Annotated in this window: 12 protein-coding genes; 7 read left to right on the forward strand and 5 right to left on the reverse strand. The window is 64.5% G+C overall.

Annotation, left to right across the window (positions count from 1 at the left end):
• Positions 1–176: 176 nt before the first annotated feature.
• The 3 genes from thrC to PY254_RS03740 are packed head-to-tail and all read right to left on the reverse strand — an operon-like array spanning position 177 to position 3,582.
• A complete protein-coding gene (gene thrC / locus PY254_RS03730; protein ID WP_281014135.1) occupies positions 177–1,499 on the reverse strand; it encodes a threonine synthase in 1,323 nt (440 codons plus the stop codon).
• Positions 1,496–2,488, reverse strand: a complete 993-nt coding sequence (locus tag PY254_RS03735; RefSeq protein WP_281014136.1) for a homoserine kinase — start codon at positions 2,486–2,488, stop codon at positions 1,496–1,498. Before PY254_RS03735 ends, thrC begins: the two co-directional genes overlap by 4 nt.
• Positions 2,485–3,582: a homoserine dehydrogenase family protein gene (locus tag PY254_RS03740; RefSeq protein WP_281014137.1), complete on the reverse strand. Its 1,098-nt coding sequence runs from the start codon at positions 3,580–3,582 to the stop codon at positions 2,485–2,487. Before PY254_RS03740 ends, PY254_RS03735 begins: the two co-directional genes overlap by 4 nt.
• Before the next feature lie 21 nt (positions 3,583–3,603).
• Between PY254_RS03740 and PY254_RS03745 the strand changes: the two genes are divergently transcribed.
• The 3 genes from PY254_RS03745 to PY254_RS03755 are packed head-to-tail and all read left to right on the forward strand — an operon-like array spanning position 3,604 to position 6,077.
• Positions 3,604–4,008 (forward strand): hypothetical protein, encoded by a 405-nt coding sequence (locus tag PY254_RS03745; protein ID WP_281014138.1) that lies wholly within the window; start codon positions 3,604–3,606, stop codon positions 4,006–4,008.
• A gap of 27 nt (positions 4,009–4,035) precedes the next feature.
• Positions 4,036–4,791: a c-type cytochrome gene (locus tag PY254_RS03750; RefSeq protein WP_281014139.1), complete on the forward strand. Its 756-nt coding sequence runs from the start codon at positions 4,036–4,038 to the stop codon at positions 4,789–4,791.
• On the forward strand, positions 4,788–6,077 hold the full coding sequence (locus tag PY254_RS03755) for a cytochrome c (protein ID WP_281014140.1): 1,290 nt from the start codon (positions 4,788–4,790) through the stop codon (positions 6,075–6,077). The genes PY254_RS03750 and PY254_RS03755 overlap by 4 nt, the downstream gene beginning before the upstream one ends.
• A gap of 148 nt (positions 6,078–6,225) precedes the next feature.
• Here PY254_RS03755 and PY254_RS03760 read toward each other — a convergent pair whose 3' ends face one another.
• Positions 6,226–8,223, reverse strand: a complete 1,998-nt coding sequence (locus PY254_RS03760) for a bifunctional 2',3'-cyclic-nucleotide 2'-phosphodiesterase/3'-nucleotidase (RefSeq protein ID WP_281014141.1) — start codon at positions 8,221–8,223, stop codon at positions 6,226–6,228.
• Positions 8,224–8,439: 216 nt separating this feature from the next.
• Here PY254_RS03760 and PY254_RS03765 point away from each other — a divergent pair, with 216 nt between their 5' ends.
• From PY254_RS03765 to PY254_RS03780, 4 genes are all read left to right on the forward strand, one after another.
• Positions 8,440–10,107, forward strand: a complete 1,668-nt coding sequence (locus PY254_RS03765) for a sulfatase-like hydrolase/transferase (protein WP_345781825.1) — start codon at positions 8,440–8,442, stop codon at positions 10,105–10,107.
• Positions 10,108–10,185: 78 nt separating this feature from the next.
• Positions 10,186–10,929, forward strand: coding sequence for a lysoplasmalogenase (locus PY254_RS03770; protein ID WP_281014142.1), 744 nt, complete (start codon positions 10,186–10,188; stop codon positions 10,927–10,929).
• Positions 10,926–12,188, forward strand: a complete 1,263-nt coding sequence (locus PY254_RS03775) for a sterol desaturase family protein (RefSeq protein WP_281014143.1) — start codon at positions 10,926–10,928, stop codon at positions 12,186–12,188. Before PY254_RS03770 ends, PY254_RS03775 begins: the two co-directional genes overlap by 4 nt.
• Before the next feature lie 194 nt (positions 12,189–12,382).
• A complete protein-coding gene (locus tag PY254_RS03780) occupies positions 12,383–13,888 on the forward strand; it encodes an amino acid permease (RefSeq protein ID WP_281014144.1) in 1,506 nt (501 codons plus the stop codon).
• A 26-nt stretch (positions 13,889–13,914) separates the two neighbouring features.
• Here PY254_RS03780 and PY254_RS03785 read toward each other — a convergent pair whose 3' ends face one another.
• Positions 13,915–14,991: a GGDEF domain-containing protein gene (locus PY254_RS03785; protein ID WP_281014145.1), complete on the reverse strand. Its 1,077-nt coding sequence runs from the start codon at positions 14,989–14,991 to the stop codon at positions 13,915–13,917.
• Positions 14,992–15,158: the final 167 nt, after the last annotated feature.

The following is a 15,158-nucleotide window of genomic DNA, read 5'->3' on the forward strand; positions in this document are numbered from 1 at the left end:
AGCCGGCGAGACCGGCACCAAGCGATTTACCCCTGCTGTCAGTCTGCGTGGGTTCCGATCGGGAGCCGCTACGCAAGCTGCGTTAAAAAACTAAACCCGCAAGTACTCAAATGCAAGTGCCGTGGACTGCAGCAAGGCTGGCTTCGTTGTTATTGGGGTCTGAACGGCTGAATCACTTATCTGTCTGCGTGTTGCCGCAACCATCGCTTCAGCCTCTCGTCGTCGGCGGGAATGCTTTTCGCCGTCGCCGACCTTTCCAGCATCGTCGCCAGCGCGGAGGGGACCGCAATCGGCTGGCCAAGCAGCGGTTCCAGTACGGTCTCGAACTTGGCCGGATGAGCCGTGGCAACCACAGCCCACGGGCGGTCGTCACTTGCCGGGTGGCGGTCGAGCAGGGCGAACGCGGTGGCCGTATGCGGGCAGACGACTTCACCGTGTTCGTGGGCATGGCGCAGTAACGCGGCGCGGATGGTCTCGTCATCCACGCTTTGCGCGTGCAACAGGGCGCGTAGTTGCGCTTCGTCGGGGAAGGTCCAGCGCAGGCGCTCGAAGTTGCTTGGGGCGCCCACATCCATCGCATTGGCAATCGTCGCCACCGCTTCGCGTGGCTGATATGCCGCGCCGGCGAAGAACTCGGGCAGGGTGGCGTTGGCGTTGCAGGCCAGTTGCACGTCGCCGATCGGCAGGCCCATCCCACGTGCCCACAGGCAAGCCATGGCATTACCGAGGTTGCCGGTGGGCACAATGAAGTTGAGTGGCGTGCCGTGTTCGCGCCACCAGTTCAGCGACGCGTGGGCGTAGTAACTCATCTGTGGCAGTAGTCGGCCGAGGCTGATGCTGTTGGCGGAGGACAGTGGCACGTCTGCTTGCAGCGCGGTGTCGTTGAGCGCGGCCTTGACCATCCGCTGGCAATCATCGAAGCGCCCGGCCACGCGCAAGGCCTGCACGTTGTCACCGAAGCAGCCGAGTTGATGGGCCTGGCGCGGTGAGACCAGTCCGTCGGGATACAGGATCACCACGCGCAGGTTGGGCTGGCGGTGGAATGCCGCCGCCACCGCGGCGCCAGTGTCACCGGAGGTGGCAACCAGGATCGTCAGCGCGCGCGTGTCATCGCGCGGCAGTCGGCGCAGGCAGGCGGCGAGGAAACGCGCGCCGAAATCCTTGAAGGCCGAGGTCGGACCGTGGAACAGCTCCAGCATCAGCGTATGCGGGTGTGCCGGCAACGGCCGCAGCGGCGCATCGAAGGTGAATGCCTCGGCGCAAATCGCCGGAAGTTCGTCGGTCAGCGCATCACCGGCAAAGAACGGGGCCAGCAGGGTGGCGGCAGTATCGGCCAGCGAGCCGTGCGGGTCGAAGGCAGCCAGGTCGATCGATGGCAGTGCTGCGGGCACGTACAAACCACCGTCCGGCGCAAGACCGGCGGCGATGGCCTGGCTGATCAGTACAGTCGGTGTGGCGCTGCGAGTGCTGTGGTAACGCAACGGTTCGAGCGCGCTCATGCAGCTGCCTCAAGAGAATCGATCAGTGCAGCGGCCGGTCCGTTGATCGGCGATACCCACACATCGCTGTCCAGTCCGCCGTCGGCGAACGCGGACTGCATCGCCAGGCTGGCGGCTTCGGCGTCGTGCCGGTTGTCGTACCAACCAAACACGCTGGGACCGGCGCCGGAGATGCTGGCGCCGAGTGCGTGATGCTCGAGTGCGGCCTGCTTCACCTGGGCGAAGTGCGGGATCAGCGGTGCGCGGCGTGGTTCCACCAGCACGTCTTTCAGGCCCTCGCGTACCAGCGAGGCGTCGCCGCGGTAGCAACCGGCCAGTACCAGCGCGAGATTGGTGCTCTGTGCCACGAACTCGCCCAGCGCGTAGTTGCCGACCAGGGCGGCGCGCGCGCGGCGCGTTTCCAGCACCACGTGGGGATGCACCAGCGCGCAATGCCACGCGTCCGGCACATCGATGCGCAGCAGCCGGTCGTGCGTGGCCAGCACCAGCCCGCCGAGCAGCATTGAGCCAAGGTTGTCGCCATGTCGGCTGCCGCTGGCCACCGCCTCACCATCGAGCGCGAACGCATACAGCGCCTCGCGTGAAAGCGGCTGGTCGAGCAGCGCGTTGGCAGCGACCAGTGCGGCCACGCACGACGCGGCCGAGCCGCCCATGCCCGAGCCCAGCGCGATGCCTTTGTGCAGGATCAGCTCGAAACCGTAGGGCAAGTTCAGCGCGGCTTGAAGCGATAGCAGGGCGGTGCCGGCGGTGTTTGCCTGCGGGTCGGTCGGCAGTCCGCTGACGCAGCCGTGGATGGCGGCGATGCGCACCACCGGTTCGTCGATGCGACGCACTTCGGCGCGATCGCCAGCGCCGCTCAGGCTGTGTCCGAGCAGGTCGAAGCCCACGCCGACGTTGCCGACGCTGGCGGGCGCGAAAGCGCAGGCAACTTGGGGACGAGCAGGATGATTCGATGAAGCCATGACGGGTTCCAGCAAGGAGGAGTTCATGCGCGCGCTTCCAGTGACTCGGCGATGCGCAGCAGGTCGGTGAACACGCCGGCGGCGGTCACTTCCGGACCGGCGCCGGGGCCTTGCACCGACAGCGGATTATCGCAGTAGCGGCGGGTGGTGAACTGCACGATGTTGTCGGTCAGTCGGGTATGCGCGAACGCGTGCTGCGCGGGCAGCACGACCAGCTTCACCCGCGCACGGCCCTGGCGATCGAGGCTGGCAACATGGCGCAGCACACCGCCGGTGGCGCGCGCCTCGGCCAGTTTGGCGGCCATCGTCGCATCCAGTTCGTCCAGTCGCAGCATGAATTCGTCACGCGGCAGCGCGGCCAGTGCAGCGGGCACCAGACTCTCCACGGCCACATCTTCCAGCGACAGTGGCCAACCCGCTTCGCGCGCAAGGATCACCAGCTTGCGTGCCACATCGATGCCGGAAAGATCATCGCGCGGATCGGGCTCGGTATAACCCAGTGCATGCGCTTCGCGGATCAGGGCGGAGAACGGCTGGTGGCCGTCGTGACGGTTGCACAGCCACGCCAACGTGCCGGAGAACATGCCTTCCACACTGAGCAGTTCGTCGCCGGTATCGAGCAGGTCGCGCAGTGTCTGCACCACCGGCAGGCCGGCGCAGACGGTGGCTTCGTAGCGGAAACGCGCGCCATCGGCGCAGGCGGCGCGGATCGCCTGCCAGCGTGCCAACGGTCCGCTGCCGGCCAGCTTGTTCGGGGTGACCACGTGCAGGCCCGCGGCCAGCCAGCGCGGATAGTGCGCGGCCACTTCGTCATTGGCGCTGCAGTCGATCAGCAGTGCGTGGCGGCCATCATTGCCGCGTACATGCTCGGCGAACGCGTGCAGATCATTCGGTCGCCAGATTTGCGCGCCATCGTGGCGGCCGTTGAGTTCGGCGTCATCGCAGTCCAGCCACATCTGCTTGCGCGCCACCACGCCGCACAACCTCAGGTCGAGGCCGCTGTCGCGTGCCAGGCGTGGCTGGGCGGCGCGCAATTGTTCCAGCAGTGCACTGCCCACCCGGCCCGGACCGATCACGCCAATCGCCAGCTCGCGCCGCCGACGAGTACCGATGCGCGGCATCGACAGCGGAGGTAATTTGAAATGCTGGACTTGCTCTGGTGCACAGGTAATCACGACAGCCTCTCCGGTGGAGGCCCGTTCTCGCTGGCGCGTCGGTGTGAGCCGGCCCGCCTCTTCGAGGGCGGGCCGTTGTATGTAGAAGACTACCTACGCACGACAACCCGCCCGGAACCCGTGGTACCGGTGCCGGTGGTAATCGTGGTGGTCGTGGTAATCGCAGTGATGACGCTTGCGCCCAACGGCATGCGACCGGTGCGGACCGGTGCGAAGTGCATGCGTGCGAGTGCGGAAATGGGCGACATGGATTCGACCATACGGGCAATGTTGCGCCGCGGTCAACAGATTCATTTGCAACTGTTTCGCGCCACAAACGCCATCAGGCAGCGGCTTGCTGCCCTGCGGCAGGTTGTCGCGAGGGCCAAGTGATGCGCCGCGCGGGCCTACAATCGCCGGATGAATCGATCTCTTCCCCTGCGCACGCTGCTCCGCGCGGCCGTCGTGCTGTTCGCGTTTGGCGTGTGTATTTCAGCGTCTGCCACGCCGCCGCAGAATGCCGCGCCCGCGGTACCCGATACGACCGAACAGCGGCTTGTCGCCTGCACCAGTTGCCACGGTGCGCATGGCGGGGGCGCCGTCGACAACGTGTTGATCCCGCGCCTGGCCGGCAAGCCAGCCGGCTATCTGTTGCAGCAGCTCGAGTACTTCCAGACCGGTCAACGCCAGCACGCGCCGATGGAATACGTGGTGCGTCAGCTCAGTCCGGCTTACCTGCGCCAGATCGCGGAATACTTTGCGCAGCAGGACGTGCCGTATGAAAAACTGCCGGTACCGCCGGTTTCAGTGGAAGGCATGCGGCGCGGCGAGCAACTGGTATTGCGCGGTGATTCCACCCGCGGCGTGCCGTCGTGTGTCAGTTGCCACGGTGCCAAACTCACCGGCGTGCAGCCAATGATTCCCGGCCTGATGGGTCTGTCGTATGACTATCTCAGCGCGCAACTGGTGTCGTGGCGCACGCACACTCGGGCCGCCGAAGGCCCGTATTGCATGGGCGTGGTGGCCAACCGCATGCGTGAATCCGATATCACCGCGGTATCCGCCTCGCTGGCCAGTCAACCGTTGCCAACCGACCTGCATCCGGCGCCCGCCAGCGCGCAGACCGAACCGCTACCCGGCTGGTGTGTCATGGGTCACAGCGAGGTGACGCCATGAGCGGGTTGCGACGTTGGTGGTGGCTGCCGGTGTTGCTGCTCGCTGGCGTGATCGGTTGGTGGTGGTTTTCTCATGGCAGCGTTGCTCCATCGACCCCCGCCCAGCGTGATGCCGATACCGCGGCGCTGAGCGATCCGGCCTTGATCAAGCGCGGCGAATACCTGGCCACCGTCGGTGATTGCGCCGCCTGCCATACCGCCCGTGACGGCAAGCGTTACGCCGGCGGTCGCTCGCTGGCCACGCCGTTCGGTAATGTGCCGGCGCCGAACATCACCCCCGATCCGGCCACCGGTATCGGCGAGTGGGACTTCGACGACTTCTGGCGTGCGCTGCACGACGGCAAGGGCCGGCAAGGACAGCTGCTGTACCCGGTGTTCTCCTACACCTCGTTCACCAAGGTCAATCGCGAAGACACGCTGGCGATCTTCGCCTATCTGAAGTCGCTGCCGCCGGTGCATCGCGAGGATGACGAGCCGGGGCTCGACTTCCCGTATAACCTGCGCAGCAGTCTGCTGGCGTGGCGCGCGCTTTATTTCAAGCCGGGTGTGTTCCAGCCCGACTCGGCCAAGTCCGCCGAATGGAATCGTGGCGCCTATCTGGTGCAGGGACTTGGCCACTGCAACGAGTGCCACACCACGCGCGATTCGCTGGGTGGCATGGACAAGGATCGTCATCTCGCTGGCGGTCAGATTCCGGCAATGAACTGGTATGCGCCTGACCTCAGCACGCAGGCCGGTGGTGGCCTTGCCGGCTGGCGCGCGCAGGACATCGTTGACCTGCTGAAGACGGGTCAGTCGGCCAAGGGTGCCGCCTTCGGACCGATGGCCGACGTAGTGCGCCTTAGCACCCAGCACCTGACCGACGCCGACCTGCAATCGGTAGCCGTCTATCTGCAATCCCTGCCGCCACGTGCGCCGATCATCCCTGCCGTGCCGTTCAAACAGGCGGCCAGTCACGAGCAAGGCGGCAAGCTCTACGCGCAGCGCTGCGCCGATTGCCACGGCGACAACGGACAAGGTGTAGCCGGCGTTTATCCACCACTGGATGGCAATACTTCGGTCACCGAACCGACCGGCATCAATGCGATCCGCAGTGTGTTGCTCGGCGGTTTCGCGCCGGTCACGGCAGGCAATCCGCAGCCGTATTCGATGCCGCCGTTCGCGCAGCAATTGAATGACGAGGATGTCGCTGCGGTGGTGGGCTATATCCGCCAGTCGTGGTCGAACAAGGCGGGCGCGGTGAAGCCGGCGGATGTGAGTACGTATCGGCATACGCCGATCGATTGAGCTACGCCTGTATCCCTCCCCTGCGTGCCCCTAAAGGGACTTCCTTCGGTCGCAGAAAGGGTCGGGGTGGGGTCAGCTCTTGATCTAATCGGCGAACGCTAAAACGGTCAGAGCGGCGGGCAGTTCCCGCCCTAAAAAACCGCGTCACTCAATGCGACAAATCAATCGCGTAAATCGCGGTGCCATCGCCGTTGTCCTTCACCAGACGAACGTTGATCAGCCCGGCAGCCTTTGCCACATCGAGCTTGTTCGCGGCGCCGGTGAACACGATGGGGCCGCGCACTTTCAGCGGCGCGAAGTTCCAGGATGCGGGTTCGAGGTCGGCGACGCTGATCTGCTTCTTGTGCTCGATCCACTTCGCCAGAATTTCGCGCGTGCCATCCGGTGCGGCGAGCACGATGTTGCTGCCATCCAGACCGGGGAAGTGCCCGCCGCCGCTGGCGCGGTAGTTGTTGGTGACGATGATGAACGGGTCGCTCGGGGTGACCGGCTTGCCCTGGTAGGTCAGCGTGGTGATGCGCTGGCCGACCGGTTTGGAGATGTCGATGACGTAGTGGATGCCGCCCTGGATCTGGTCGAAGTTGTAGCCGACGTAGTGGCTGTTGATCAGTTCCTGCTGGCCGGTTTTTGTCGGGTCGATGCGGTTGAAGCGTCCGGCGGATTTTTCCAGCCACGCCTTGAGGCCGGCGCCGTCGGTTTTCACCGCGGCGAGTGTGTTCGGATAGAAGTACAGGTCGGCAGCGCTGCGCAAGGTGAGCGGGCCGGCGGCAACATCGGTGTAGTCATCGGGACCGCCGAAGCCGGTGCGGAACGCAGCGGCGGCGGATAGCACCGGCACGTTCGCCAGTTCCGGATGCGAGCGCGGCAATTCGGTGCGCACATAGTCGGCCTGGGCGGCGTTGACGGGCGCCAGCGCGCTCATGTCGCCCTCGTCGGCGAAGTAGCTGCTCATGTGCACGTGGCTGCTGCCGATCGGCGTATTGACGTAGGCGATCGCGGCTTCATGGATCGGCTGCACCAACGGTGCGATGGCCGGATCAGCCGGCACGCACTGGTCTTTCTTCGGGCAGATCGGGCGCACTTCGCTGTGGCTTTCGTCGTGGTCAACCACCCAGTGGCCGTCGCGGCGATCAAGCACCAGCTGGATCACGCCAAGATCCTTGCCGAAGAAGCCGCCCATCACGGCGGGCACGCCGCGTACCAGGCCCCGCTTCGCGTCAACATCCTTCATGCCGGCGTAATGCGGACCGGGGAATTCGGTATGCGAATGACCGAGCAGCAGCGCATCGATGCCGGGCACGCCGGCGAGATACCAGCCGGCGTTCTCCATCTGCGGTGTGTACGGCGCAGTGTTCAGTCCGCCGTGCAGGATCGCCACGATCAGGTCCGGGTGCTGCGCCTGCAGCTCGGGCAGGTATTTGCGTGCCGCTTCCACCACACCTGTCACGGTGACCTTGCCGGCGAGGTTGCGCTGGTCCCAGTCCATGATTGGCGGCGGGGTGAAGCCGATGATGCCGACCTTCAGTGGCACCTCGATCTTGCTGCCATCGGCGGTATACGCGGTGATGGTTTTCGTTACCACCGTCCACGGCTTGAAGATCGGTTTGCCGTCGCGCGCGCTGTCGACGTTCGCCAGCACCAGCGGGAAATGCGGGCCGGCGCAACGGTTGCTGTGGCCGCCGTCCACGTTCATCGGCGTGCCGGTGACTTGCGACAGGAAGCCCAGACCGTAGTTGAATTCGTGGTTGCCGGCGGTGCCGCCGTCGTAGCCCATCGCATCCATCGCCTTGTAGACGCCCAGTTCCTGGTCGCAGGCAACCGGCTTCACCAGTGCCTGGTAGTCGGCCAGCACGCTGCCCTGGATGGTGTCGCCACTGTCGAACAGAAAGGTATTCGGAAACTCCGTGCGAGCGCGGCGGATCAACGTGGCGGTACGTTCGTAGCCCAGCGTCTGGTCCGGCTTCAGCTTGTAGTAGTCGTAGCTGAGCACGTTCGAATGGATGTCGGTGGTTTCCAGAATGGCTACGTTGGCGCGCGACCCGTCAGGTGCCGCGCTGCCGTGTCCGGGCATGCCGGCACAACCGGCGAGCAGGGCGGCAGCGAGGGCGAGCAGCGGGGTGGCGCGGGGCAGCAGACGTGACGACATGGGAATTCCGGAGCGAAAGCGTGGGTCAGGCGCAGAAATTAGCAGATCGGCGCATGCCAGCGCGATGAATGGCGTTCGTCTGCCCGTGCGGCGGCGCCCGGCAGCAGGTCACGCAAGAACGTAAGATGGCACCCGGTGACAAAGGTTCTTGCAGGGGGAACTGACCAGGCCATGCGTCGAATATCGTTGCGCCCATCACGAACAGGTTGGCTGATCTTGTGCGCACTCGCATGCTTCGCGGTGGCCGTCGCGCTGACCGCGTGGCAGGAGCCGCTGCCGCTGCAGCGGGTCTTCATCACCGCGTTGATGCTGTGCGCCTGCGGTGCACTCGTGCTTGCCTTCGGACGATTCGCCACGGGCGTGCTGGTGGGTGCCGGTTTGTTTGCGTTGCTCAAGGCGGTGGCTGTGTTGAAGCTGCGCTACCTCGACTCGCAGCTGATGCCGGCAGACTTTATCTACTATCTGCGCAGCAGCCTGTTCGACACCTTGCGCCACTATCCGCACCTGTATTCGGTGGGGATCGGCTTGTGCCTGCTGCTACCGCCGCTGTTCTATTTCGTGTGGCGTTGGGATTGGCGCGTGCTGGCTGCGCCGCCACCACGGCGTGCTGCCGGCATGCGACTGGGCGGCATCGCGTTGTGCGCGCTGGTGTTCTGGATTTGCATGCTGCCCACCGGGCCGTTCGCGCAGGCACACTCGCGCAACGCATGGGAGGAAATGTCCGACGATGCACAGCTGACCAACTTCTTCGTCAACTTGCACGACGCCGACGTGCAGTTGCCGTCGATGGCCAGCGCGGCGGTGGCCCAACATGACTGGGGTACGACCGCAGCGGGCAGCCCGGGCAGTCGCCCGGCACCGTATCCGGACATCGTGCAGGTGCTGGAAGAAAGCACCTTTGATCCCTCGAACTACACCAGCTGCAACGTGCCGCAGTGCCGGGTGGCGATGTTTCAGCCGGACGCCCGCAGCCGTGGCCACGGCGTATTGCGCGTGCATACGTTTGGTGGCGGCACCTGGGTCAGCGAGTTCGCGGCGTTGACCGGCATGCCACAGGACATCTTCGGGCCGGGCGGCATGTACGCGCCTTATGTGCTGGCGCCGAATGTGCACGACGCGCTGGCGCTGCAGTTGCGCCGGCTCGGCTACACCACCATTGGCGTGTATCCCACAGCGAGTACCTTCATCAACGGCAACAATGCGTATCAGGCCTACGGCTTCGATCATTTGTACGGAGCGGCGGAACTGGGTCTGGACGAGTGGGAAGAAAGCGACGCACAGATGTTCGCTGCAGCGAAGCGCGCCTACGACAAGGTGAAGAAGCCGGGGCAACCGGTATTCGTGATGATTCTCACGCTGAACCAGCACGGCCCACACGACGACGATCCGATGACGACGCTGCCCAAGCCTTACCGCAACCTGCTCGGTGGAATGTCATCGGTCGCCGCGCTGAACTTCGACACCTATTTGTCGCGACTGCACGACTCCGACGTGGCCATGCGTGGTCTGGAGCACACCTTTCTGGATCGACCGCAGCCAACCATACTGGTGCACTTCGGCGATCACCAGCCGTCCTTCAGCGGGCGCATTCGTGACCTTGATCGCAGCACGCCGGCGGCCCTGACGCCCTATCGTGACTACCTCACTTATTACATGGTGAAGAGTAATTTCGCCGGCCCCGCGTTGCCGACGTACCCGATGCTGGACATCGCCTTCCTGCCCAGCATGGTGTTGCAGGCCGCGGGTTTGCCCACCGATGCGTATTTCACTGCCGCCACCGAATTGCGCCAGCGTTGCAACGGTTTGTACGACGACTGCAAGGTTCCCGATCTGCTGGATTCCTACCACGCCTGGACGATTGGTCAGCTGCACGTCTACCAGTGAATTTCAGCGCGTTTCGCGACGAGTCTGGCCGTTGCCGACGTCCAGCTATGATCGGCGGCGTCGCCATCGGAAACACGCATGTCCGCCGCTTTTGAGACCACCCCGGAAACATCATCGCGCGCTCTGCTGCTGGCGGTCCTGCTTGCCGCTGTTTCCGCGGTGGCGGGCGCGCTGCTGATGGCCTCTCATCCACAGCAGGGCTGGCAATGGCTGCACTGGATCGGCAAACCGTTGACGACCGCCTTGATCTTCGTGCTCGCATGGCGCGCGCAGCCGGCGCAGTCGTCGCGCTACCGACGCCGGATTCTCGCCGGCATCGTCTGCTCACTGGCCGGCGACGTGCTGCTGATGTTGCCGGGGGACCGGTTCGTGCCGGGCCTGCTCGCCTTTCTGTGCGCCCATCTGTGTTTCATCCGTGCGTTTGCGGATGACTGCCGCCTCGGCGCGCGTCCGGCATGGTTGCTGGTCGCGCTCGGTGTCGGCGCGCTGAACCTGTTTCTGTTGTGGGATTGGATCAGCGTGCCGCTGCGGATTCCGGTGATCGTCTACGTGGTGGTGCTCGCCAGCATGGCTGGACAGGCGCTGGTGCGCGCCCAGGCGTTTGCTCAGCACGGCGATTTGCGTGCTGTGCCTGCGCGATTGGCCGCCGTTGGCGCGCTGGTTTTCATGTTCAGTGACAGCGTACTGGCGTGGGATCGTTTTCGCGGGCCGCTACCGCTAGCCAGTCTGTGGGTGCTGTCGGCGTACTATCTCGCGATGGGATTGATTGCGCGCTCGGTGCAGTGCGCCGGCTCGGTTGGCAAGGCAGGTACGGCAAGGTGAATACGCAGGAACTCATCATCACGTGGGCGACGCCGGTGTTCTTCCTGTTGATCGGGATTGAACTGCTGGTGGCGCGGCTGCGCGGGCGCAAGGCGTATGCCAGCAGCGATGCAATCAACAGCATCGGGCTGGGCGTGATCTCGCAGGTCGTTGGCGTGTTCAGCAAGTTGCTGACGTTCGGCATCTATGCGTGGTGCGTGCAGCACCTTGCCTTGTTCGTGTTGCCGGAAGACAGCCTGTGGGTGTGGGCCGGCGCGTTGCTGTTCTACGACTTCTGCTACTACTGGCTGCACCGGCTGGGGCACGAAGTGAACATCCTGTGGGCTGCTCATGTGGTGCATCACCAGAGCGAGCATTACAACCTTTCCACTGCGCTGCGCCAGACGGGCAGCGGCGTGTTGCTGAGCTGGCTGTTCTACCTGCCGATGGCGATTGCCGGCGTGCCATTGAAGGTGTTCGTGGTGGTGGCGCTGATCGATCTGCTGTACCAGTTCTGGGTGCATACCGAACAGATCGACCGGCTCGGCTGGTTCGACCGGGTGTTCTGTTCGCCGTCCAATCATCGCGCGCATCACGCGGTGAACGACCGCTACCTGGACCGTAACTACGGGGGCGTCCTGATTTTGTGGGACCGCTTGTTCGGTACCTTCGTCGAGGAAAATGACAACGACCGGCCAGTCTATGGCACGCGCTCGCCGTTGCGCAGCTGGAACCCGCTGTGGGCGAATGCCGAGGTGTATTGGAAAACTGCGCAGGATGCGTGGCATGCCAGGCGCTGGCGCGACAAGGTGCTGGTCTGGCTGAAGCCGCCAGGCTGGCGGCCGGCCGATGTGGCAGCACGCTTTCCGAAGCCCGACTTCGTCATGCCGAGCGAGCGTTTTGATCCACCTGTGCCGTGGCCGCAGAAGCTCTACGTGCTGCTGCAATTTTCCTTGCTGCTGGGCATGGTCACCCAGTTCCTCGGCATGGCCGCTACCGCGAGTCTTGCGGCGCTGCTGGCCTATGCGGTTTATCTGGTGGGCAGCCTGAGCATTTTGGGTGGCTTGATGGAACGCCGCCGTTGGGCACTGTGGCTGGAGATGACCCGCGTGCTGGGTACGGCGTTGCTGCCGGCGTTGAGCGAGCGCTGGTTTGGCATTGGCCATCTGGACGGCCGGGTGGTGCTGGCGATCGGGCTGATTTTCGGGTTCAGTGCAGCCGCGCTCGCTTGGCTCGCGATACGCGAACAGCAGGAACACACCTTTGCCGGCATCGGCTGACCGACATCGCTGTCCATGCTATGCGGCGGTTGCCGTGACCTGCTCTCAGCCCGCACCGCGCCAGACCGTTGACCCCAACCAGTTGCGTCGAATCGTGCCGATCCGGGCTGGTCCTTGCAGATGGATGTTGCACCGCGCTGGGGTTGGCGCTCCGCTTTCGCTATGCTCGTCGCTCGTTTCAAAGGGGGTTCTTCATGGGTTTTTTCAGCAAGCTGGTGCGCCACAAGACGATCGAGCAGTTGCAGTCGGAGGCCGGTACGCGTGGCGACTTCCGCCGGGTTCTGGGCTTGTGGCAGCTCACGGCGATCGGCATCGGCGGCATCATTGGTGTCGGCATCTTCGTGCTGGCCGGGCAGCAGGCAGCGGCCAATGCCGGCCCGGCGGTGGCGATCAGCTTCCTGATTGCCGGCATTGGCAGCGCCTGTGCGGCGCTGTGCTACGCCGAGTTTGCGGGACTGATTCCAGTTACCGGCAGCGCCTATACCTACGGCTACGCGGTGCTTGGCGAGTTCGCCGCGTGGATCATCGGCTGGGATCTGCTGCTGGAATACGCGCTGGTGGTCGCGGTGGTGGCGATCGGCTGGTCCGGCTATGTGCAGGTACTGCTGCATTCGGCCGGCGTGCATCTGCCGGAATGGGCGCAAAAAAGCATGAGCGCGCAGACCATGGAGTACTACCTGCAACAGATCTTCGGCGTGCATGGCTCGACGCCGATTGCCGGGCCCAGCGATGGTCACCGCTTCAACGTGATCGCGGCCGCGGTGTCGGTCGGTGTGGCGATCCTGCTGACCGTGCGTACCGAATGGGGTGCGCGCTTCAATACGCTGGTGGTGGCGATCAAGGTGATCGGCGTGTTGCTGGTGGTCGGCGTGGGCGTGTTCTACATCAATACGGCGAACTGGCATCCGTTCGTGCCGGCGCGGGTGGTTGACGCCGCGACGGGACTGGGCCATTTCGGCTGGCAGGGCGTGCTGACCGGCGCCAGCGTGGTGTTCTTTGCAGTGTTCGGCTACGACACGCTGACCACGGCGGCCGAGGAAGCGAAACATCCGCAGCGCGACCTGCCGCGCGCGGTGCTGCTGTCGCTGGCGATCGCGATGGTGTTGTATATCGCTGTGTCGCTGGTGCTCACCGGCATCGTGCCTTACAGCACGCTCAGCGGTGAGGCGTCGGTGTCCGATGCGTTTGAATCGATCGGTCTGCACTGGCTCAGCATCATCATTGCGGTGGCGGCAGTCGTCGGCGTCACCAGCGTGCTGTTTGCCTTCATGTTGGGTGCGGCGCGGATCTGGTTTGCGCTGGCCCGCGACGGCTTGCTGCCGGGCTGGTTCGCCAAGGTCAGTCCGCGCTTCGGCACGCCGGCGCGACCGACCCTGATCATCGGCGTGTTCACCGCACTGGTGGCCGGCCTGCTGCCGATCGGCGAAGTGGCCGAGCTGGTCAACATTGGTACGCTCAGCGCCTTCATCATCATCTGCGCCTCGATCATGCTGCTGCGTGTGCGCCGGCCGGATCTGCAGCGCAACTTCCGCACCCCGGCGGTGTGGTTTACCGCGCCACTGGGTATCCTGTTTTCGCTCGCGCTGATCTATGGCTTGCCATGGATCACCTACGAGCGTTTCATCATCTGGATGGCGCTCGGGTGCGTGATCTATTTCGCTTACGGCATCCGTCGCAGCAAGATGGCGCTGGAAGGCTGAGCACGCCCGGCTGAAGGCTCGCGCACTCAGTGGACCGTGCTGACCACGCGGTCGCGACCGGCTGACTTGGCTTGCCGCATGGCAAGGTCGGCGCGGATCAGCAGCAACTCGATGGCCTCGGCGTCGGGTCCGCATTCGACCAGACCGATGCTGACGCCAAGCTGCCCGTCAGGCCGCGCGATTGCGTGGACGGCCAGCCGCACTTGTTCGGCGCGCTGGCTGGCCTGGGCCAGGTTGAGACCGGGCAGCAACATGGCAAATTCTTCCCCGCCTATGCGGCCGATCAGGTCGCCCGGACGTGTCTGCACGCGCAAGGTGTCGGCCAGCGAGACCAGCACCGCATCGCCGGCATCGTGGCCAAAATCGTCATTCAAGGTTTTGAAGTGATCGACGTCCAGGTACAGCACGCAAGCGGGGAGCTGGCGGTGGCGGATGTCGGACAGTGCCAGCCGGGAAAGCTGCAGGAAGCGGTTGCGCAACAGCAGGCCGGTCAGGCCGTCGGTACTGGCTTGCTCGCGCAAGCGTCGTTCCAGCCGGAACTGTTCGTACAGCGTGCGTGACATGAAGGTGCGCAATACCGCCGCCAGGGTGATGGCGATGGCCATGTAAACCAGATACTGGATGATCTGCACACGGTCGCTGTTGCCGACCAGCAGCATCGGCAGCGGCCCTAGCGCGCAGACCAGCATGCCGGTGATGAAGTCCTGTCGACGCAACCAGATCACCGATGAAACCACCGGCAGCAACAAGCCGGGCAGGATCATCGTCTGCCGATGCAGGTAGCCGGCGTTGTTGAGGTTGATGCCAAACTCCAGCAACGCCACGAACAACAAGGTCAGCATGCCGAGTGACTCGGGCGCGCACAGCCGGCGGGTCGATCGTGCCACCAGCCACAGCGGGATCAATGGCGTTGCCCGCAACCACCAGGGCAACGGTGGCTGTTGCAGGAAGCTGCTGGCGACCACGGCAACGAGGTAAACCAGGGTCGCCACCAGCATCAGCCCATGGATCATCGGGCCCAGTCGCCGCGCCAGATACCTCTGGTAGTCGCGCCGTGAGCTGGGCTCGTCGATGTGCTGTCGATGGTCGAACAAATGATGCATGCAGCTTCCGCGAGGCCTGTCGTCTTCTGAGCAAAAGGTCAGCAAGATGGATGCCAGAACCATGCTGCGGCGCGCATGACATCGTGGGTGGGGGCGATCGTGACCTTCGGCAGGGGTGAACGCGGCCTTGCCCGTTCTAGCATCGGCGCACTGGAATCCAGTCGTGG

This window comes from Rhodanobacter sp. AS-Z3 (genome assembly GCF_029224025.1).
Lineage (GTDB): Bacteria > Pseudomonadota > Gammaproteobacteria > Xanthomonadales > Rhodanobacteraceae > Rhodanobacter.

Bases quoted from the DNA above. Each gene is read 5' to 3' on its own strand.
- PY254_RS03740 (WP_281014137.1), bottom strand. From the start codon at position 3,582: ATGCCGCGCATCGGTACTCGTCGGCGGCGCGAGCTGGCGATTGGCGTG.
- thrC (WP_281014135.1), bottom strand. From the start codon at position 1,499: ATGAGCGCGCTCGAACCGTTGCGTTACCACAGCACTCGCAGCGCCACA.
- PY254_RS03745 (WP_281014138.1), top strand. From the start codon at position 3,604: ATGCTGGACTTGCTCTGGTGCACAGGTAATCACGACAGCCTCTCCGGT.
- PY254_RS03770 (WP_281014142.1), top strand. From the start codon at position 10,186: ATGTCCGCCGCTTTTGAGACCACCCCGGAAACATCATCGCGCGCTCTG.
- PY254_RS03780 (WP_281014144.1), top strand. From the start codon at position 12,383: ATGGGTTTTTTCAGCAAGCTGGTGCGCCACAAGACGATCGAGCAGTTG.
- PY254_RS03760 (WP_281014141.1), bottom strand. From the start codon at position 8,223: ATGTCGTCACGTCTGCTGCCCCGCGCCACCCCGCTGCTCGCCCTCGCT.
- PY254_RS03785 (WP_281014145.1), bottom strand. From the start codon at position 14,991: ATGCATCATTTGTTCGACCATCGACAGCACATCGACGAGCCCAGCTCA.
- PY254_RS03755 (WP_281014140.1), top strand. From the start codon at position 4,788: ATGAGCGGGTTGCGACGTTGGTGGTGGCTGCCGGTGTTGCTGCTCGCT.
- PY254_RS03750 (WP_281014139.1), top strand. From the start codon at position 4,036: ATGAATCGATCTCTTCCCCTGCGCACGCTGCTCCGCGCGGCCGTCGTG.
- PY254_RS03735 (WP_281014136.1), bottom strand. From the start codon at position 2,488: ATGAACTCCTCCTTGCTGGAACCCGTCATGGCTTCATCGAATCATCCT.